Genomic DNA, 21,949 nt, shown 5'->3' with positions numbered 1-21,949 from the left:
GAATATTCCGCAAATAATGGATATACAGAGGCATAGTAGCGTATTGGGCGATACGGTGGAGAAGCTGTCGGATGAGGCATCGTATAAACAATTGTTCCATGCGTACAGGGATGAGGAGGCGCTGCCCTCGGGCGAGGTGCTGAAAGAGATCATCGATCTATGCCGTGCGATCCTGTTCCCCGGTTATTATGGGAATGCCCGTATCAGTAAACAGACGATCCGTTTTCATACGGGCGTAAATGTTGAGACTCTTCATTCTTTATTATCCAAGCAGGTTTATGCGGGACTTTGTTTCGCGGATACATCTTGCGTGACTTGCCCGGAAGAAAAGATCTCCGCTGAGGCAGAGGCTATTTCGGAGGCTTTCATCTCTACGCTTCCGGAGATTCGCGGTCTGCTGGCTACGGATGTGGAGGCGACTTTCAATGGCGATCCCGCCGCTCAAAATCTAGGTGAGGTCATATTTTGTTATCCCGGTTTCCGGGCGATCGGTAATTACCGGATCGCCCATCAATTGTATAAGCTCGGGGTTCCTTATATTCCTCGTATGATTACGGAGATGGCACATTCCGAGACCGGTATCGATATCCATCCGGGCGCGAAGATCGGTCATCATTTCTCGATAGACCACGGGACGGGTACGGTGATCGGCGAGACGAGCGTGATCGGCAATTACGTCCGAATCTTTCAGGGCGTCAGCTTGGCGGGAGAGAAACTTCCCCCCGATGAGAACGGTAACGCTATCCGTGGCGTAGCCCGTCATCCTATCTTGGAAGATCATGTGACAGTATATTCTAATTCCACCTTAATCGGTAAAATCCGGATTGGCAGAGGGGCTACGATATGTGGTAACGTCTGGATAGCGGAGGATGTACCGGCAGGGAGTATGGTTACACAATTGAAAATTGAGAATTGAAAATTATCAAGAGGGTAGCCGGAAGGAGATCGAAGCATGTCAGAGAGCGAAATGAGAATAATTAATAATAAACAACGTAATACGCAATTGGGAATAATTTTCAATTCTCAATTCTCAATTTTCAATTAAAATGAGCGAGACATTTGAAATGGTGGCCAAAACCCTATACGGGTTGGAAGAGATCTTGGCCGAGGAGTTATTAGCTTTAGGTGCCAACGGCTTGCAGATCGGTCGTCGTATGGTTTCCTTTACGGGTGATAAGGAATTGCTTTATAAAGCGAATTTCCACTGCCGTACTGCCCTGCGCATTCTGAAACCGATTTATCATTTCAAGGCCAAAGATGCTGATACCGTTTATAAAGAGGTGAAAAAGGTAGAGTGGGAGAAGTATTTGTCGCTGGACAAGACGTTCGCGATCGACTCGGTGATCTATTCCGAGGATTTCAATCACTCGAAGTTTGTCGCTTACCGTACGAAAGACGCTATCGTGGATTATTTCATCGAGAAGTTCAAGAAGCGTCCGTCCGTTCGTGTCAATAACCCGGACTTATATATCAATATCCATATTTCGCATAACGATTGTACCTTATCTATCGATAGCTCCGGCGAGTCTTTGCATAAGCGTGGTTATCGGGTGGATCAAACGGAAGCTCCGTTGAATGAGGTGTTGGCTGCCGGCATGATCCTAAAAACCGGTTGGAAAGGAGAATCTAATTTCGTAGATCCGATGTGTGGTTCCGGTACATTGTTGATCGAGGCTGCCATGATCGCCTTGAATATCGCTCCGGGTATCCATCGGAAAGAGTTCGCTTTCCAGAAATGGGTGGACTATGATGAGGAATTGTTCGATCGTATTTATAATGATGAGAGCGGGGAGCGTGAGTTCGCTTTCCATTGCTATGGCTCCGATATTTCCCAAGCCGCTATCGATATCGCCTTGGAGAATATCCGTAGCGCTGGCTTGATGAAATATATCGATCTGAAGGTGAAACCGTTCCAACAATATACTGAGGCTCCGAAGCCAGGTATATTGGTGACGAACCCACCTTATGGAGAGCGTATATCATCTCGTGATCTATTGGGATTGTATAATATGATCGGTGAGCGTTTGAAACATGTGTTCATGGGATATAAGGCTTGGATTTTGAGCTATAAAGATGAATGTTTCGATAAGATCGGCTTGCGCCCGAGCGAGAAGATCAAATTGATGAACGGTTCCTTGGAGTGCGAATACCGTTGCTATGAGTTATTTGAGGGAACCAATAAGGACTTCAAAAAGGCATTGAATGAGGATGGAGAGGAGCGTCCGCACAGATCGGAAGGCTCTTTCGAGCGTAGAGGCAATGATCGTCCAAACTTCCGTACGGGTCGTGTGGATCGTCCGGAGCGTCGTTTCGCCGCTGCCCATAGCGAGGATGATGAGGAGCGTTTCGCTTCCATTCCGGGGAAACGTATCTTTGGAGAGGATCGGGGAGAGGACCGTCCGGTCCGCAAGAAATTCGTGGATGCCCCGGTTCGTAAGCCGATCAAGCCAAAAGGAGAACGTCCTGTGAAAATGCGTTATCGGGATGAGGATGACCGTAAGAAAGGGTTTGGCGATCATAAGCGGGATGGAAAGCGCCCATTTAGCAAACCTATAAAGCCTATAAAACGGAGAGGGTATGATGATTATGAGGATTAAATCATCTTTATTCATAAGCCTATGTCTGATTTTATTAACGATGTCGATTACCGCCCAAGATAAGCAACTCTCCTTGCACGACTTGATTCCTGGAGGGAAGACGTATAGCCGCTTCGTACCTCGTGACTTGAAACAGTTACGATGGTGCGGGGACGAGTACTTATATGTTAAGGGAGATAGCGTGTTAGGAGCTAAGCCGGGGAAAAAAGAAGAGGTCCTTTTTTCGTTGGAAAGACTGAATGGGGCCTTGACGGCGGCAAATCTGCAGACGGTTGGTTCCTTGCCTAGCTTTTCGGTGCCCTATGAAAGAGGTTCGGTCTTGGCTTTTACTAGCAAACAGCACCGGATTCATTATGACTATAAGAAGAATAAGGTAGTCGCTGATTATGCTTTGAAGAATAACTGGGCGAATTATGACTTTTGCCCGGCTACGAATAACTTAGCTTTTACGGAGGGAAACAATGTGCATATTTTATCCCCGGATGGACGAAATACGATTGTTACACGTGAAACACAGGATGGAACCGTATGCGGACAGGCTGTCCATCAACGGGAGTTCGGGATTACGAAAGGTATGTTTTGGTCTCCTAAAGGCTCGGCTCTAGCGTTTTATCGTATGGATGAGCGTAGGGTGACCGCTTACCCGCTGGTGAATATCGATACTCGTTGCGCTACGCCGGTTCCTCATAAATATCCGATGGCTGGAATGAAGAGCCATGAGGTTACGGTGGGTGTCTATCAGGTAGCTACCGGGCAGACGGTTTGGTTGGAGACAGGCTTGCCGAAAGAGAAATATTTAACAAATATCGCTTGGAGTCCGGATGAGAAGAGTATTTATATCGCTGAGTTGAATCGTGAGCAGAACGAGATGCATTTGGTGCGGTACTCTGCCTTGACGGGAAAGAAAGAGGCTGATCTGTTTACCGAGACGGATCGTTGTTATGTGGAGCCGCAGCATCCCGTGCTTTTCTTGCCGAACGATCCGGATAAGTTTATCTGGCAGAGTGAGGCGGATGGCTATAACCATCTATATCTGTATGATACGACTGGAAAGGAATTAAGGAAGCTAACCGGTGGGGAATGGGTGGTTACCAAGGTGCTAGGCTTTAGCAAAGACGGAAATAAGGTGATTTTCGAGGGAACGGCACCTCATCCCGTATCTCCGAATATGCAAGGAACGGGGATGCAACGTTATATTTGGGAGACGGATTTGAGAACGGGTGATATCATGAATTGCTTGAGTTGGAAAGTGGGCGTGCACCGTTGGTTGCTGAGTCCCTCCGGCGAATATGCGATTGATTATGTAAGTTCTCCTTCTACCCCGAGGGATATCGATTTAATCCGTGTAAAGGACGCTAAGGTGATTTCTACCTTACTTTCCGCTCCGGATCCCTTTAAATCGTATCGGATGCCGCGGATCAAGGTTGGACATATCCTTGCCGCCGATGGTAAGACTCGCTTGAATTACCGGTTGACTTTACCGCCGGATTTGGATGAGACGAAGAAGTATCCTACGATTGTCTATGTATATGGAGGCCCTAAAGTACAGCTTGTTACGGGCGACTGGCAAAACGGGGCTCGTGGTTGGGACCTCTATATGGCACAGAGAGGTTATGTGATGTTTACCGTGGATAGCCGCGGCTCGGCAAATCGTGGACATGCTTTTGAGAGCGTGATTCATCGTAATTTGGGTATCAATGAGATGGCGGACCAAGTGAAGGGTGTCGAGTTCCTGAAATCTTTGTCTTATGTGGATGCCGACCGTATCGGGGTACATGGCTGGAGTTATGGCGGTTTTATGACAACGAACTTGATGCTGACTTATCCGGAGATCTTTAAGGTGGGCGTGGCCGGAGGGCCGGTTATTGACTGGAGCAATTACGAGATTATGTATGGCGAGCGTTATATGGATCGCCCGCAGGATAATCCGGAAGGTTATAAGAACGCGAACCTGAAACTGAAGGCCGGTAATCTGAAAGGCCATCTGTTGATGATACATGGGGATATCGATCCGGTGGTAGTGTGGCAACACAGCCTTGGTTTCTTAAAGGCTTGCGTAGAGGCTGATACGTATCCGGATTACTTTGTGTATCCTCGCCATGAGCATAATGTGACCGGTAAGGACCGTCCGCATTTGCATGAGAAGATTACGAGGTATTTCGATGACTACCTTGGGTATTGAAAATGGAGAATTGAGAATTGAAAATTAGAAGAGATATGAATATATTGTTATTAGGCTCTGGTGGGCGTGAGCATGCGATCGCTTGGAAGATCGCTCAAAGCCCGAAAGTTGATAAGTTATTTATCGCTCCCGGTAACGCGGGAACAGCGTTGGTAGGAACCAACGTGGATATTAAAGCGGATGATTTTGCCGCTATCAAGGATTTTGCGTTGGCGAACCAAGTGAATATGGTCGTGGTAGGTCCCGAGGATCCATTGGTGAAGGGTGTTTATGATTATTTCAAGAAGGATGAGGCATTAAGCTCCATCCCCGTGATCGGCCCGAGTGGGGAAGGTGCCCAATTGGAAGGTAGCAAGGATTTCGCCAAGGCGTTTATGATGCGTCATCATATCCCGACCGCTCGTTATAAGAGTATTTCCACTGAAAACCTAGAGGAAGGCTATGCGTTCTTGGAATCTCTTTCCGCTCCTTATGTATTGAAAGCGGATGGATTGGCTGCCGGTAAAGGGGTACTGATTATCGATAACTTGGAGGAAGCCAAGAAAGAGTTGGGAGATATGCTGGGCGGAATGTTTGGCGACGCGAGCAAGACGGTAGTGATCGAGGAGTTCTTGGATGGTATCGAATGCTCCGTATTCGTCTTGACGGATGGCAACGATTACAAGGTGCTTCCGGTAGCGAAAGATTATAAGCGTATCGGCGAGGGCAATACGGGTTTAAACACAGGTGGAATGGGAGCTGTTTCCCCGGTTCCTTTCGCTGATGAGGTCTTTATGGCGAAGGTGGACGAGCGTATTATCCGTCCTACCGTAGAGGGATTGAAAGCGGAGCATATCGATTATAAAGGTTTCATCTTCTTGGGTCTGATCAATGTGAAGAATGAGCCGATGGTGATAGAATACAATTGTCGTATGGGCGATCCGGAGACAGAGGTAGTCATGCTTCGTATCCAAAGCGATTTGGTTGATTTGCTGGAAGGGGTAGCGGAAGGCGATTTAGCGGCTCGTACATTGGTACAGGACCCTCGTGCGGCGGTTACGGTTATGTTGGTAAGCGGCGGTTACCCGGAGGCTTACGAGAAGAATAAGGTAATCACGGGATTGGATGGCGTATCCTCGAACAATATAGTGTTCCATGCCGGAACGAAGCTGGTAGACGGCCAGTTCCTGACAAATGGCGGCCGTGTGATCGCGGTCAGTTCGTATGGAGCTAATAAGGAGGAGGCTTTGGCCCAATCTTTCGCCGGAGCTAAGCAGATCGATTTCGATAAGAAGTATTTCCGTCGGGATATCGGATTTGATCTGTAAATGACAATTAGAGAGAATATGCGTATGAAAAAACGAAAACTATTGCTTTTAGGGGTTGTTTGTGCGGCTCTCTATGCATGTTCGACTGATCAGACGAACGAATCGGGGAAGCGTGTCTCCGCATTGGATGATGCCGCTTGGAACCATTCCGAATGGATATCCGTGGCAAATGCACCTGTCATAACGGGTGAGATCAACGGATCGAATGAACGTGCGGCCGATGGTGCCGCTTGGTTCGTGAGTGTCGTAAAGAATGAAAAAGAGATAAACTCGGCACGCTGGATGACCACGGGCTTGGGTGTGTACGAGTTATACGTGAATGGGAAGTTGATCGGAGAAGAGATTCTCAAACCGGGTTTTACGCATCCCTACAAGACGAAGCGTTCGTTTACGTATGAGGTAAGCAATGCCCTGTCGAAACAGGCGGGAGCGGAGAATGTTTTCGCTGTGCAGGTGACACCGGGATGGTGGGCCGATAAGATCATCACATACAGCGGCCAGCAAGGAATGGTGGGTACCAAGGTCGCTTTCCGTGGAGTGCTTGAGCTTACCTATGCGGATGGTAGCAAGGCGTACTTAGGTTCCAATACGAGCGATTGGAAAGCCGGGATCGCCGGACCGGTCAAACATGCCGCTATCTTTGATGGTGAGGAATATGATGCCCGTGAGTTACCGGGATACGATACGCTCGATAAGCTTTCGACACCGGAAAAGAATACGGAATTTGAGGGAGAGATACTTCCTTCAAATGGAGGTGAGGTCTATTTTCGTGAAGATTTGGCGCTTTCTCCTCAAAAGGCCTATCTATGGAAAGGGGTCACCGGAGAGAGTGAAGATGCTTATGGAAAGGTTGTTATAACGAAAGAATATGCGGCTGGCGAGGAAATGGTAGTTCATCCGGGCGAGACACTTGTCGTGGACTTTGGCCAGAATTGTGCGGCGGTTCCTGCTTTCGAGTTCATGGCAAAGGAGGGTACCCAACTAAATTGTCGTCCTTCTGAGATATTGAACGATGGAAATGGTGCGAAGAGCCGAGGAATGGATGGGCCTGAAGGTAGTTGCCATCGCTTGAATCTACGCACTCCGGATACCGGGATGTTACTCGACTATACCTTTGCGGATCATAAGGACTATACGACCTATCGCCCTCATCGCACGTTCTATGGTTATCGCTTCGTATCGATCACGGCCGATCAGGAGGTACGTATCCGGTCGATCCAGTCGATTCCTGTCTCCTCGATTACCCAACAGATGGAGACCGGATCAATAACGACCGGCAACAAACTGGTCAATCAGTTGATCTCAAATACCCTATGGGGACAACGTTCCAACTACCTCTCGGTTCCTACCGACTGTCCGCAGCGCAACGAACGGCTGGGATGGACCGCCGACACGCAGGTATTTGCTGAGACTGGTACTTTCTTTGCCAATACCGCTGATTTCTTCCATAAATGGATGCGTGATATGCGTGACACACAATCACCAACCGGTGCGTATCCCGGTGTCGCTCCATTGGCTCAATACGGTGCGTCTCCTACTGATATGAACCGCTTGGGCTGGTCGGACGCGGGAGTTATCGTGCCTTGGGTTGTCTGGAAACAATTTGGCGACACTCAGATTATCGATGAGAACTGGGCGGCGATGGAGAAATATCTCAATCATATCAACGAGACCAAGTATGACCATCATGCCCTCAGCGCGGAGAATGGCAATTACCAGTGGGCCGACTGGCTCAGTTACGAGCCGCTTGAGAGTTGCAGCGGCAGACATACAGCGAAGGATGGATCCGGAACGCTTCCGGAAACCTATGATTATTGGAATTATCTAAGTGCGAATTACTGGCTTATAGATGCCGGAATGATGAGCGATATGGCTCGTGCGACGGGACGGGATGCCGAGAAATACGAAGCGATGGCTGCTCAAGCGAAACAGTATATATTGGATAAATTCTTGAATGCTGACGGAGAATTTAAGACGGCGATATTCAATACCATGCAGACGCCTGCCCTATTCGCCTTGAAGAACAAGCTGGTCGAAGGGGTAGCCAAGGAGAACACGATGAAACGACTGCGTGACAACTTCGCCGAGCATGGCAATTGCCTTCAGACAGGTTTCTTGGGTACTTCCATCCTGATGCCTACGCTTACGGAGAATGGAATGAGTGATATCGCTTACGAGCTTCTTTTCCAGCGCAAGAATCCGAGTTGGCTGTATTCGGTAGATAATGGGGCGACAACGATTTGGGAGCGTTGGAATAGCTATATGCTTGATAAAGGCATGGGACCGCAAGGCATGAACAGCTTTAATCACTATGCCTATGGATGTGTATGTGAATGGATGTGGGAGACTATGGCTGGTATCTCTGCGGATACGTCGGAGCCAGGATTCAAGCGCATTATCATGAAGCCGATTCCCGATAAGCGTCTGGAGTTCGTAAATGCGGAGTACAATTCGGCGGCAGGGATTATCAAGAGCTCTTGGAAGTATGAGGGAGACCAGTGGATTTGGGATTTCACCGTTCCCGAAGGAGCGGTCGCTCTCGTGACACTTCCGGGCGAAAGCCAAGCTCACGAGTATCGTGCGGGTTCGTATCAGATCGTTAAATAAACAGTTTATACTTGGGGGTGTCAAATCTAATAAACCGGACTTTTGACACCCTCAAGATGTTATTGATAGCTTTCTATCCGATAAGCGATTTGTCATTTTGACAAACTGTAAACGAAACCTCCGGAGAATCGATTTTTCCCTACCCAAGTGCGGCTCGTCGCCAAATTCGCAAGAAAAAATCAGCAATCCTTTCATTGATAGTATAATACCGAAAAAACGCCTTTCATTCTAGCGAAAAGAATTCATCCTAATTCATATCCATTGACTTCTTTGGGCTATCCGATAGGGTTACGACTGGGTTCTAACAGGGTTACGATGCCCATTCACGACTACTAACAACCCTATTCATGACTGTTTATAATGCCCAACGGCAGTATAGACGTTGCCTGACGGTACTATATGTATAGGCTTTTGCCACCTTTCGTGCATGAAAACGAGGATATTTTCATCCAAAAGAGCGTTTTATCGCCGTTCTCGCCTTCTAGTTTGGTCGATTCACGAACAGTTCCTGTCATGATTAATGGTCAATAAGAATCAAAAAGAAAGGAAGTAGATATAAAAAGAATCGTAACGTCAATATCGTAACGTATAGAATCCTCATACGAACAAATAGAAATATTTTCATACCTTTGCCACTTATTTCATTCCTTTAGGATGTGAATATGAAAGAATAAGGTATATGGCAAGAGGAACAACTTCATATTACGGACGTAGATATACTATAGCGACACCTATGACCCATTTGTACATGCTTTGCGCTTGTATTTTTTGTTGGATCGTGGGGTATGTGGATTCGGTAGGCTATCCCGTGTATGGAGAGGTGACGGCTCCTCCTTTATGGAATGCCCTTTGTCTGGTTCTTCCGGGTAAGTTGTTTACCTATTTGATCGGTTTTTTGCTGATGGCCGGTGGTGCGTTTCTGGTGCATCGGGTAAACTATGCGTTGATGTTGATTCGTGAGAAGACATTGCTTCCCTTTCTCTTCTATGCCTTGTTGACAAGTACAAACCCGGATTTCTTTCCCTTGAAATCAACATCTGTCGGGGTGTTTTGTTTGATATTGGCCCTTTATCAGTTATTTACCTCTTATCATGACCCGGACGCTACGGATAAGGCTTATAACGCATCCTTGATTATCAGTATCGGAAGTTTGTTGTGGATACACATCCTTTGGTTCTTTCCGCTGTTTTGGTTGGGGATGTATAATTTCAGGGCATTGAATATCCGGACATTTGCCGCTTCCTTGTTAGGTATCTTGACGGTTTATTGGTTTGTTTTCGGATGGTGTGTCTGGGAACGGGATTTCACGGCATTTACCATACCTTTCACCTCCTTATTCAAGATCCGTTTCCTTGCGGTACTAGGGACGGGAATTATAGATTGGATACAGATCGTTTTAGTGGCGGGATTAACGATCATTGCCTCATTAAATATCGTTACACATGAGTATGAGGATAATTTGCGTACTCGTCAGTTTCTTTCTTTTCTGATTGTCATGGCCATTTGGTCGTTTGGATTGTTCTTTATCTATGAGCAATCATCCGAGGAGTTTCTGGAAATGGCCTGTGTACCGGCGTCTATCCTGATCGCCCATTTTTTTACGGTGAACCGGGGGAAATATATCTTTTGGCTGTTCCATTTCTCGGTAGTTATGTTTATCGCATTATTAATGATACGTATATGGAATTTCTTATAGCCTACGGGTATATCGGGGTGTTTATCGCTTCTTTCTTAGCGGCTACGATCTTGCCGTTTAGCAGCGAGGTCGTATTGACGGGTGTATTATTGGCGGGTTCGGCATATTGGCCTTGCATGATCGCTGCTACGCTTGGTAATTTCTTAGGTGGAATGAGCTGCTATTGGCTGGGGATGCTGGGAAAGGTAGAGTGGATCGAGAAATACCTCAAACTCGATCCGGTAAAACTACAGAAGGTGCAGGATTGGATCAAGGGAAAAGGCTCTTGGATGGGCTTTTTTGTTTTTCTTCCCGGTATCGGTGATTTTATCGCTGTCGCTCTAGGTTTCTTGCGGGCTAATATATGGGTCGTGGCGATCTCCATGTTCTTAGGAAAAGCGATCCGTTATTGGGTTTGGATGGAGTTTGTTTATAAGGTACAGTCCATGTTTTGATAACCCGAGACCTGTATCTTGCACGAAATCATTTCAAGCGTAATTGTCCCCTTTTCCGTGAACTTGATGGCGTTATCGATAAAATTCGTGATAGAATTACAAGGATTTTTGTATATGAATTCTGCAAGCTTGGAAGTCTTTTTTGTTCGGAAGGAACTCATTCCAGCGTGTAAGTGTTTGCCGGGAGAAGACCGTCAATGAGAAAACCAGCATAGAGGTAAAGGCGATACTGGTCGTGATAGCGGAACCTACGACCCCGTAAGACGGGATGAGTAGAAAGCCGGAGATTAATAAGGCAATAAGCCCTACGCACGAGCTTGCCGTACTGTACCGGATCTTTCCGCTGCCGATGAAATAATGGCTGATGATGCTGTTGCAGCCTAACGCTACGATTCCGATCGATAATCCGCCTATCACTTTACGTATGCCTTTGAACTCGGCGCTGAAAAGATAATCCGTATATATCCATTCCGGTACCAATAGGATACATCCCATCACGAGGGCTAAAGCGCAAAAGGTCAATTTGAAAAGCTGTAAGGTAATACGCTTTTGTTCCGTTGCCTCTGAGGTCTTGGCCACGCTACTGTATTCGATGAAACTTACGCTGCGACTAATATTCCATACACTCTCGGAGATCTTGGTCCCAGCATCTAGCAAGCCTACGCTTCCCAACCCGGCGAAACGTTGTATCAAGAAATAATTGAGTCGGGTAGTACAGGTTTCCGCCAACCCGTCCGCGCCGGCCCACAGGCCGTAGGCAAACATTTCTTTTAATAGACCGTAGAGTGATTTGCCGGAAGACCGGGATGTCTCCTTTAAGAAATAAGGAACAAGCATCGATAGGCTGGCAATAAAGGCTATGCCGTTCGTGACATATAATCCCCAGACATACGACCGTACGTCCGGGCGCTTCAATATATAATAGAAATAGAGTAAGACGAAAAATAGCAGTCCTCCTTGCAATATAAACGTGAGATTAAACCCTTTGATATTGTCTTTACCCAACAAGAAGCGGGCATTGGCGTTTACCGTAGAGCTCAAGATCGCCAACAAGAAGATATCCAGCCGATAGCCGGTGGGTAAAAGCCCGGTAAGATACATGAAGCCGCAAGCTAAGGAAGAGCCGATAGGGGTCCACAGATATGCGGGAAGGAAAATTGTCCGCATGGAGTAACGGTTCATGAAATAGACAATCGTATTCCCGCATAAAATCCCGTTGACGATTACCGCTATATTTACCGAGGCCACGATCAACCCGATCATCCCCACGCCCTCGATTCCCAGTACCTTTGCGTTGATGAAGATCAGCGCTAGGTTAAGGAAGGCTATCAGATAACGCGAGCCTATTGTCCCCAGTATCTTTTTTAACATAAGCTATAGTTGTAATCCATTCAGTAACCTTACATAGGTATCGATCGCTTCCCGGATCTCCGGTCCCTTGATGTATTCGTCCGCGGAATGGGAACGTGCCGAGTTTCCCGGCCCTATCTTTACGGAGGGGAAACGCATCAAGGCTTGGTCGCTAAGCGTAGGAGAGCCGAAAGGCTCTTTTCCCATCAAGATCGCCCGTCGCACAAAAGGATGATCCAGATCCGTGCGGGTGGAGCTAAGGCGGAAGCTGCGGGCCTTGATCTCGCAATGAACCTTTTCCTTGATTAGCTCGAATAACAGTTCGTTCGTATAAAATTCGTTGGTGCGGATATCTACCGTGAATTCGCATTTATCGGGAACGACATTGTGTTGCGTACCGGCATGGATGATGGTGACAGTCATTTTCACCGGTCCGAGGAAGTCGCTTTTCTCCGGGAATTGATAGGTGCTGAACCATTCTATATCCTTCATCGCTAAAGTGATGGCATTGATGCCCTCATTACGTGCGGCATGTCCGGCCTTTCCGATAGCGGTGCAATCCAGTACCATTAGCCCTTTCTCGGCTACGGCGGGTTGCATACCCGTAGGTTCACCTACGACAGCGAAGGAGATAGGAGGAAGCTCGGCCAATGCGCTTTCAATGCCATTCTTCCCAGATACCTCTTCCTCACAAGACGCAAGGAAGATTAGATTATAAGGTTGTTCTTTCTCGCTTAAGATACAGAAGGCTTCATAGAGGGAGACTACGCTCGCCCCGGCATCGTTACTGCCCAGTCCATATAATTGATCATCCTCGGTCTCTTCGGGAGTGAACGGGTCTTTGGTCCAACCGGAAGTGGGCTTGACGGTGTCTATATGGGAGTTGAGTAAAAGGGTCGGTTTACCGAAATCGAAATCCGGGGCGATGATCCACAGGTTGTTGCCTTTGCGGAACACCTTTTGTCCGGCCTTTTGCCATTCTGCTTGCAGGAAATCCGCTACGGCGGTCTCGTCCCGGCTGAAAGACGGACGGGAGATCATGCCTTTTAATAAATCAATCGCTTCGTAATATCTTTCCATATTATAATAAATTATTTACGGTGCATCTGTCTTTCTCCAGTTGGGCTTTCAATTCTTCTAAGGAATCGAATTTGATGTCTCCGCGTACGTATTGAACGAATGAGACACGAATGCTATCATTGTAGATATCTCCGGAGAAATCCAGAATGTTGACCTCCATGGATATGTCCTTCCCATTATTGAGTGTCGGACGGTCACCGATATAAAGCATTCCCTTATATCGTTCGCCTTCCACCTCCACCCATACGGCATATACGCCAATACCCGGAATGACTTTAAAAGGCTCATCTACCCGTATATTCGCCGTGGGAAATCCTAGCGTGCGTCCCACTTTATAGCCGCTGACGATATGGCCCAGCAATTGATAGGGATAGGTCAGTAAATAAGCGGCTTCCGCTACATTTCCGGCTTGAAGTAATTTCCGGATCTCGGAAGAGCTGACGGCCGTATTCCCTTCGTCATAGGGAGATGCCTTTAGCACCTCGATACCACATTCGGTGCCATAAACGACATATTGCTCGAAGCCATCCGTCCGATCGTGCCCGAAACGATGGTCATATCCGATCAATAAGGTCTTTACATGCAGGCTCTTCGCTAAAATAGAGGTAATGAATTCCTTGGCCGAGAGCCGGGATAGCTCGATCGTAAAATCCAATACGATGCAATAATCTACTCCGGTAGTCTCTAATTGCTGTAACTTTTCCTCGAAAGAATTTAATAGCTTCGGTTGGTAATCCGCATGCAATACAGCCCGGGGATGTTCCGGGAAGGTGATTACGGCCGATGGCAGGTTACGTGCTTTGGCAATCTCTTTCATCTCGTCGATTAAGAAACGGTGTCCTAGATGCACACCATCGAAAAATCCGATCGTAGCCACCAGTTCCTTTCCTTTCAGTCTGTCAAAATCTCTTACAACAATCATTGCGCCTTATTCGTTTCAATTCCAATCGAAAGACAAATGTACGGGATAATTTTTAATAATCATGTTCTTATCTAAGATACTGGGGTAGCCGTACCAAAATTTGTCTCCTTGTTGGATACGTGTCCGTAGTCCTGTCGGGTCTCCCCGAATAGGGTATCTATGTTAAAAGCTCCTATCTCTCTCACTTATGGAGAGAGATAGGAGCTTTTTATTTAATTAAAAGTTTATCAATGGAAGTCTTTTAACGTTTTCTGTAATTCCTGTCGGGCGAAAAAGATACGGCTTTTTATCGTACCTAGCGGTAAATTTAGCCGTTCAGCTATCTCGTGATATTTATAACCGCTCAGAAACATTGAGAAAGGAGCCTTCAAATCTGCGTTCAAGTTATTGATCGCCTCTGTTATATCATGAATTTGGCAGGTTCCTTCTGGTGAATCAAACCCAGAGTCGTTCAATACGTCTAGATTATATAGGTCAGCATCCCGATTGATCAGGGTTTGCTCACGTACCACTTTGTGATAGTTATTGATAAATATGTTTCTCATTACTGTAAGGACCCATCCTTTGAAGTTCACGTTGTCTACAAACTTCTCTTGGTTACTTAATACCTTGAGAGTCGTGTCTTGTGTCAAATCAAAAGCATCTTCCCGATTCGCTGTAAGCATGAGCGCGAAATTCATCATGTTCTCCTGCATGCTTAATAATTTCTTTTGAAATGTTAATGCGTTCATAGGTTACAAATTGAATAAAAACTTATTATTTATATCACTTATCGTCTTTTAACCATTAAAAGACTTAGCAAATGTATATATTCGGTACAATAACATGTAATTCTTTAATAATTATTGATGTTTAAAATTGTAAGTTAATAATTTCGCTGTAAAAATGGATGAAAATGAATAATATTTTCAAGTTATTCAAGTGCTATTATTTGAAATATTCAAGTATTTGCTTATAATTTTCAACATAATAAATTATGTAAATAGTGATGAATGAAAGATGTGAAGTCTTGAATAGTAGTGTATGTAATTGCGTTCACTGATTAATTAATGTATAATAAATGATGTATTGTTATCGGATTTAATATTCTATTTTATAGAAAATGTTTATTTTTGCACATATTTGAAAAAAACTATGAGTCGTATTAAGATAATATTTGTTCTTATCCTAATTTTGTTAGGAATTTGTGCAGACCTTATGTCGCAACCTCCCCAAAATGAAGATTATATACTCGTTATAAACTCTTACTCAGAAAATTCCCCATGGAGCTATAATTGTACCGTGCCTATTTACGAGACGTTGATAAAAGAGTATGAGGAACTAACGGCCTATACGGAGCACATGAATATGCTATTGATACAGAGTGAAGAGGAATTATCTCTGTTTGAGGAGGATTTTTTTAAAAAGTATAAATCTCCTCCTCGTATGGTCTTGTTGTTGGGAAATCCAGCGTTCGCTTTATTGCTTGATAAGTTAGAAAAGGCTTGGGGACAGCAGATCCCGGTCATATTATATACGAATAAGTTATATGTAGGTTTACGTGAGACTTATTTGCAAGAACGGATTATCACACAGGAGGAAAAGACCCCCATACAAGATTTTATTCGGTTGCATCCGCAGGTGACGGTTCTTTTCATTCCGGATTATATAAAAGAGACAGTTCGATTGATGCGTAGTTTGATACCGGATATGCAAAGGTTATTGTTTCTATCTGACAAGACTTTTCTAGGTTTGCAAAATCAAGAGATAGTAGAGAACCTTATGCGAACTGAACACCCAGATGTACAGCTTACGGTGTTAACAGCGGGAGATACTTCCGTAGGCGATTTGATCGATTCTTTAAGGAATGTAGACAAACAAACGGGGATACTTTTGTCTTCATGGACTTTTAAAAGCCGGCAAGGGAAGTACGTGGTCCAGAGTTCTGATATTTATCAGACGATAAGTTCATATACCTTTTCTCCTATATTCACTTTAAATGACATGGCGATTGATAAGAACGGACTGTTAGGAGGATATTTTTACGTATCGGCTAGCATACATGATATAGTTATAAAGACGGTCCGGTCCGTACTTAATGGTACGCTTGACGGATCTATAGTTTCTCCTGATCATCCAAGGCCGGTATTTGATTATCAAGTGCTGGAAAAAAAAGGATTCTCTCCCTCCGACTGCCCGCTTGATACCTTCTTTTATCTGAAGCCCTCTACTTTTTGGGAACAATATCGCTTGCATATTTCTATGAGTGTTCTATTATTGTTTTTTATTATCTTTTTCCTCCTTTGGCGAATAGAAACCTTAGGCCGTCAGCGAAATTTGCAACGACGTGAGTTAGAACTGATGAAAGATTACCGTGCGCTGAGCCGTAAGCTATCGCTGGCATTAGATGTCGCTAATATTATCCCATGGAGGTGGGATTTGCGGGCTCATCTCATATTCTGTGATATTCAGTGCTCTAATTCGGATTTGAGTAATTTGGAGCAACCTATGCCTAAGAGATCACTTGAGATATCGGAGGAGAAATATTTTAGTAAAATCCGTAAATCTGATAGAGAACGGCTGAGAAGTGTTTGTGAGGCATTGATTAGAGGGGATATCGATAAGGTAAAAGAGGAATTCCTTATCTATAGGTCTGGAAGGAGTAATCCTAATTTTGACTGGATTGAAGTGCAGGCGATCGTAGAGAAAAGAGATGAGCGGGGGTGTCCGATCGTATTGACCGGTTCTTCGCTTAGAATTACCGAGCGAAAAAGGATAGAGGAAGAATTATTACGAGCTAGGGATAAGGCGGAAGAATCAAATCGGTTGAAATCTACTTTTCTTGCGAATATGAGCCATGAAATCCGGACTCCATTAAATGCCATCGTTGGTTTCTCTCAAATATTGACGACTACGGACGATGAAGAGGAAAAGAAACAATTTGTTTCTATCATTGAGAGTAATAATGTGCTTTTGTTGCAATTGATCGGTGATATACTGGATTTGTCGAAAATAGAGGCTGGGACTTTAGAGTTTGTCCGTAATGAAGTGGACTTGAATGTTTTGATGAATGAGCTGGAGAGTTCTATGCGTTTGAAAATAGCAGATACCGTAGAATTACGTTTTACGGATCGTATGCCGAGTTGTCGTCTTTATGTGGATAAGAATAGGTTATCTCAGGTTTTGATCAACTTGTTGACAAATGCGATGAAGTTCACGAAAGAGGGCTATATCCATTTTGGGTATAGATTGGTAGATGAGGATACGCTAGAGTTTTACGTATCCGACACGGGATGTGGAATCCCGAAGGAACAATTGCGAAACATATTTGAGCGTTTCATCAAGTTGAACAATTTCGTGTCGGGAACGGGCTTGGGATTGTCTATTTGCCAAGTAATCGTGGAGCGTATGGGTGGACGAATATGGGTTGAGTCTGACGAGGGGAAGGGAGCTACTTTCTTTTTTACTATCAAATATTTCCCTATCGAAAAGGTATTATAAGGCGAAAATTTAAATGGGTGTCCAGCTTGTTCTTACTTTGCGTAAGTTTCGTTCTAAAAAAATATCTATATTTGCTGGATATGAAAACGAAAGCTCTACTTTTGATAACTATTCTGTCTTTCTGTTTGTCGGGGTCTTTATTCGCGATGGAGGAGATTCTTTTCAATCATCTGGGCGTGAAGGATGGATTATCCTCTAATGAGATTACCTGTATATTGAAGGATCAGAAAGGCTTTATGTGGTTTGGCACGACCTCGGGACTGAACCGCTTTGATGGTTATGAGTTTAGTCGCTATAAGCCGGGAGATATCGATTCCTTTTTTGTTGAGGAAGGTATCTCGGATTTGGTGGAGACCGCCGATGGTAAGATTTGGATTACTTATTATGATGGTAAGATCGGGGTCTATGAGCCTTCAATAGATTGTTTTGTTCCCCAAGAGGAAGTCCTTGATAGCCTACGGCTGGAAAGTCTTCCGGCCCGTATTTTTACGGATCGTGATAAACGATTGTATTATACGACCTACGATAATGGTTTTTATCGATATGACCCATCGCAGGGAAAAGTCAGTCTCTATCCGCTTGATAAGGCAGAGGGCGGTGTATGTGGCATAGGGGATGTAAATGACCGGTTGTACGTGATCCATACCTCCGGAAAGATACAAGGCATTGATAAAGCATCCGGTAAGAGTGTCTTTCAAGATGATTATTTGACCGCTTATGCAAAAGCGCAACCTTTCTATATGTTTGCCGATAGCGAGGGTGAGCTCTGGCTCTTTTTGAACCCCGGGCATAGTGACGGTGTGTTCCGCTTGAATCCAAAAACCAGCGTATGGAAGCATTATACGACTTCCACCCCGATCGCCCTTTCCTCCTCGATGGTCCGTGACGTGAGAGAGGATATGAACGGGAATATATGGATCGCGACGGATCATGGCGGTATCAATATATTGGATAAGACGAAAGAGAAAATGCGTTATCTAAAAAATAATCCTTTCGACTTGACGAGTTTGGGACAGAATAGCGTAGTATGTCTCTATCGGGATGATACGGATATAATGTGGGCCGGGACCTATAAGAATGGCGTTAGTTATTATCATGAGAGCATCTTTAAGTTCCAGACGGTTCGTTATCCGTTGTTGCAGACATTGGACGCCTCGAATAATGATTATAACTGCGTGGTAGAAGATCCTACCGGTGATTTATGGGTGGGGACGAGCGGAAATGGTTTATTGCGCTATAACCGGAAGACTGGTGAATATACCCCTTACCGGGCGGGAAAAGAGAGCGAGAACAAAATTTCCGGTGATGTGGTGATCAGTATGACAAAAGACTTGAACGGGAACCTGTGGATCGGCACCTATATGGAGGGATTGACTTGCTTCGACGGTAAACGGTTTAAACATTACCGGGATATTCCGGGAAGCAAGGATGGCTTGTCCAGTAACAGCGTGTACAGCCTATATGCCGATACCAAGAATCGCTTGTGGATCGGTACCTTGGATGGGGGATTGGATTGTCTGGACTTATCGACGGGTGAGTGGATGTACTATCGTGCCGGTGATAAGCATAATGCGATCCATACGGATATCGTTTACAGTCTTTCAGGAGACTCGAAAGGTGATATTTTTGTGGGAACTTCATCGGGTGTGAATTGGATTGAGCCAGAGACGGGGAAGGTTTCCAGCTTTGACGGGACAAAAGATGGGAGTTTCCGGTTTAAGGACAGAATCATTAACGTGGTATTTTCTGATAGCCGCCAGTTGCTGTGGATAGGGAGTAACCATGGTTTGCATATCTATGATCCGCTTAATGACCGGATTTATCAATTGAATCAATCTACCGGGTTGCCGGATAACAGTATCATGTCTATCCTTGAAGATGAGTATCATACCGTATGGGTCGGGACGAAAAACGGATTACTGAATATCGCCCCGAGCCGAAATGCCAATAATGAGTACCAATTTAACTGGAATAGCTATGATGAGAGTGAGGGTGTGCAAGGACGTGTATTTAATGTGAACAGCGCAGTCCGGTTGGCTTCGGGTGAATTGGCGTTTGGGGGTACCAACGGGCTTACCTTCGTCAATCCTTCCCATATCCATTATAACAGCTATTCCCCGCCGGCTGTGATAACCGGACTTACCGTGAATAATGTGCCGGTCGTACCGAAAGGGAACCGGCTGACTTTAGAGTATGGGGAACGTAATTTCACGTTTAATATATCTTCCTGCTGTTATTTCCTCCCCTTGAAGAATAAGTATGCGTTTAAGATGGAGGGATTCGACCCGGACTGGACGACCGTAGATGCCAAGGGACGGCGGGTCACTTATACGAACTTAAATCCCGGTACTTATACGTTTCAAGTAAAGGCACGAAATAATGACGGGGTCTGGAGCAAAGAGATTACCAGTCTAGAAATAACTATCTTGCCGCCTTTTTGGGCGACTGGATGGGCGATTGCCTTATACATTATAATAGGTTTATTGTTTGCGTATGGAATCATGTGGTTTATCCTTCGTATCCAGCAGAAAAAAATGGAGCAGGAGAAGGAGAAGGCGATCGTGAGAAAGCAGCATGAGGTAGACGAGATGAAACTCCGTTTCTTCACGAACGTGAGCCATGAGTTTCGCACGCCGCTTACGCTGATCTTGACCCCATTAGAGAAATTGATGAAGACGGAGGAGAATGCCGAGACGAAGCAGATATTGAGACTGATCTACCGTAACGCCGATCGCTTACTTAAGCTCGTGAATCAGTTATTGGATTTCCGTAAGATCGATGTGCAAGGGGATACGTTAGTCCTATCTACGGGTGATATCGTGCCGTTTGTCCGTGATGTGGCTTATTCTTTTAAGGAGCTTTCAGAGCAGAAACATATTCGCTTCTCCTTCTCTTCGGTTTTCACTTCGTTACCAATGAGGTTTGATACGGATAAGGTGTTCAAGATCGTATCCAATCTGTTAAGCAACGCTTTTAAGTTTACGCCGGAAGGGGGAATGATTACTGTAACGTTGAGTTTATTGCCGGACAAGGAAGGGCGGAATAAATTACTTATAGAGGTTTCCGATAGCGGTATAGGTATCCCTGCGGATAAACAAGAGGCTATATTCGACCGTTTTTATCAGGTTTCGTCTTCCGATAAGGGAAATCCCGTGATGGGTACAGGTATAGGCTTACACTTGTGCCGTGAATTTGTCCGTATGCATCAAGGCTCGATTGCGATAAAAAGCCAGCCGGGTGTAGGTAGTACGTTTACGGTGACTTTGCCTGTCATCCCGCAGGATCATCAAGATATTATCTCCTCGCCAGATGAGGGAGAGGAAAATGAGAAACGAGTTTCTCTGGTCGAGACTACGCCGGAGACAGCCGATACAGGTGCCGTGAAAACCTCGGAATCTACCTTGCTGGTTGTGGATGATAATGCGGACTTCCTAGAGTTTATGAGACTCAGCTTGAGTGGCGTTTATTCGGTACTCACGGCGGCGGATGGAGAAGATGCGTGGAAACTCATTCCGGAGGAGCTGCCGGATATGGTGATCAGCGACGTGATGATGCCTATCACCGACGGTATCACCTTATGCCGCCGGATCAAGGGAGACATCCGGACTTCCCACATCCCGGTGATCCTACTGACGGCAAAGTCCGCTAAAGATAGCCAACTGGTCGGTCTGGAAGCCGGTGCGGATGATTATATCAGCAAGCCATTCAATATGGAGATGCTTCTCTTGAAGGTGCGGCATTTGATCGAGATGAAGAAGAAGATGCAAAAGGCCTTTATGCAGTCCTCTACCATGGGCATCGCCTTGACGGAGGTACAAGCTAGCTCCATGGATGAGGAGTTGATGCGTAAGGCCATCGGCTATATCGAGGAGCAGATCGCCAATCCGGAGTTGTCCGTAGAACGGTTGAGCCGGGAGATGGGCATGAGTCGTGTGAACTTCTACAAGAAATGCCTTTCCATCACGGGTAAGACTCCGGTGGAGTTGATCCGTACGGTGCGCTTGAAGCGTGCGGCGCAGTTATTGGAGAAGAGCCAGATGCGGGTCAACGAGGTCGCGCTGGAGTGCGGTTTCAATGATGTGAAGTTATTCCGGAAGTATTTTAAGGATGAGTTCGGAAGGCTTCCCTCTGACTATCATAAATAAACTTCTTCTAAATAAATGCCACGTAATTAGGGGATATAACAAAATATCCCCTTAAAATAAACATTCTTCCCCTACCTTTTTACGGTTCTCCCCGTAACCCAAAACATTTATGGCTTCCTGTCCGCCGCGAACCCTTTAATTTTGCCAAC

13 protein-coding genes are annotated in these 21,949 nt (G+C 45.5%); 9 read left to right on the top strand and 4 right to left on the bottom strand.

Annotation, left to right across the window (positions count from 1 at the left end):
• The first annotated feature begins 16 nt into the window (after nucleotides 1-16).
• The 7 genes from D7V92_RS08490 (at nucleotide 17) to D7V92_RS08460 (ending at nucleotide 10,823) form a co-directional block, all read left to right on the top strand.
• Nucleotides 17-916, top strand: coding sequence for a serine O-acetyltransferase (locus D7V92_RS08490; protein ID WP_121772684.1), 900 nt, complete (start codon nucleotides 17-19; stop codon nucleotides 914-916).
• A 130-nt stretch (nucleotides 917-1,046) separates the two neighbouring features.
• Nucleotides 1,047-2,597 (top strand): class I SAM-dependent RNA methyltransferase, encoded by a 1,551-nt coding sequence (locus tag D7V92_RS08485; RefSeq protein ID WP_121772683.1) that lies wholly within the window; start codon nucleotides 1,047-1,049, stop codon nucleotides 2,595-2,597.
• Complete coding sequence (locus D7V92_RS08480) at nucleotides 2,578-4,779, top strand: S9 family peptidase (RefSeq protein WP_121772682.1); 2,202 nt, start codon at nucleotides 2,578-2,580, stop codon at nucleotides 4,777-4,779. The genes D7V92_RS08485 and D7V92_RS08480 overlap by 20 nt, the downstream gene beginning before the upstream one ends.
• A 35-nt stretch (nucleotides 4,780-4,814) precedes the next feature.
• Entirely contained in the window at nucleotides 4,815-6,086 is a 1,272-nt protein-coding gene (purD, locus tag D7V92_RS08475) for a phosphoribosylamine--glycine ligase (RefSeq protein WP_121772681.1), read from the top strand.
• Between the two features lie 24 nt (nucleotides 6,087-6,110).
• Entirely contained in the window at nucleotides 6,111-8,693 is a 2,583-nt protein-coding gene (locus D7V92_RS08470; protein WP_233572819.1) for a family 78 glycoside hydrolase catalytic domain, read from the top strand.
• A gap of 679 nt (nucleotides 8,694-9,372) precedes the next feature.
• A complete protein-coding gene (locus tag D7V92_RS08465; RefSeq protein ID WP_036614534.1) occupies nucleotides 9,373-10,389 on the top strand; it encodes a hypothetical protein in 1,017 nt (338 codons plus the stop codon).
• A complete protein-coding gene (locus tag D7V92_RS08460) occupies nucleotides 10,374-10,823 on the top strand; it encodes a YqaA family protein (RefSeq protein ID WP_005863579.1) in 450 nt (149 codons plus the stop codon). Before D7V92_RS08465 ends, D7V92_RS08460 begins: the two co-directional genes overlap by 16 nt.
• 96 nt (nucleotides 10,824-10,919) lie before the next feature.
• Here the strand turns inward: D7V92_RS08460 and D7V92_RS08455 are convergent, their stop codons facing one another.
• The 4 genes from D7V92_RS08455 to D7V92_RS08440 all read right to left on the bottom strand — a co-directional run bounded on the left by D7V92_RS08455 (nucleotide 10,920) and on the right by D7V92_RS08440 (nucleotide 14,906).
• Complete coding sequence (locus tag D7V92_RS08455) at nucleotides 10,920-12,194, bottom strand: lipopolysaccharide biosynthesis protein (protein ID WP_005863577.1); 1,275 nt, start codon at nucleotides 12,192-12,194, stop codon at nucleotides 10,920-10,922.
• Between the two features lie 3 nt (nucleotides 12,195-12,197).
• On the bottom strand, nucleotides 12,198-13,253 hold the full coding sequence (locus tag D7V92_RS08450; protein WP_121772679.1) for a M20 family metallo-hydrolase: 1,056 nt from the start codon (nucleotides 13,251-13,253) through the stop codon (nucleotides 12,198-12,200).
• A gap of 1 nt (nucleotide 13,254) precedes the next feature.
• On the bottom strand, nucleotides 13,255-14,175 hold the full coding sequence (gene ribF, locus D7V92_RS08445; RefSeq protein WP_005860214.1) for a riboflavin biosynthesis protein RibF: 921 nt from the start codon (nucleotides 14,173-14,175) through the stop codon (nucleotides 13,255-13,257).
• 227 nt (nucleotides 14,176-14,402) lie between these two features.
• Nucleotides 14,403-14,906: an RNA polymerase sigma factor gene (locus D7V92_RS08440; protein WP_036614544.1), complete on the bottom strand. Its 504-nt coding sequence runs from the start codon at nucleotides 14,904-14,906 to the stop codon at nucleotides 14,403-14,405.
• A 550-nt stretch (nucleotides 14,907-15,456) separates the two neighbouring features.
• On the opposite strand from D7V92_RS08440, the gene D7V92_RS08435 reads away from it, so the two are divergent.
• On the top strand, nucleotides 15,457-17,655 hold the full coding sequence (locus D7V92_RS08435; protein ID WP_158598882.1) for an ATP-binding protein: 2,199 nt from the start codon (nucleotides 15,457-15,459) through the stop codon (nucleotides 17,653-17,655).
• A gap of 80 nt (nucleotides 17,656-17,735) precedes the next feature.
• Nucleotides 17,736-21,800: a two-component regulator propeller domain-containing protein gene (locus tag D7V92_RS08430; protein ID WP_121772678.1), complete on the top strand. Its 4,065-nt coding sequence runs from the start codon at nucleotides 17,736-17,738 to the stop codon at nucleotides 21,798-21,800.
• The last annotated feature ends 149 nt before the right edge of the window (nucleotides 21,801-21,949 follow it).

This window comes from Parabacteroides sp. CH2-D42-20 (assembly GCF_003670185.1).
Taxonomy (GTDB): Bacteria; Bacteroidota; Bacteroidia; order Bacteroidales; family Tannerellaceae; genus Parabacteroides; species Parabacteroides distasonis.
The sequence above is the reverse complement of the archived record's forward strand: the minus strand, read 5'-3'. Positions and strand labels throughout refer to the sequence as shown.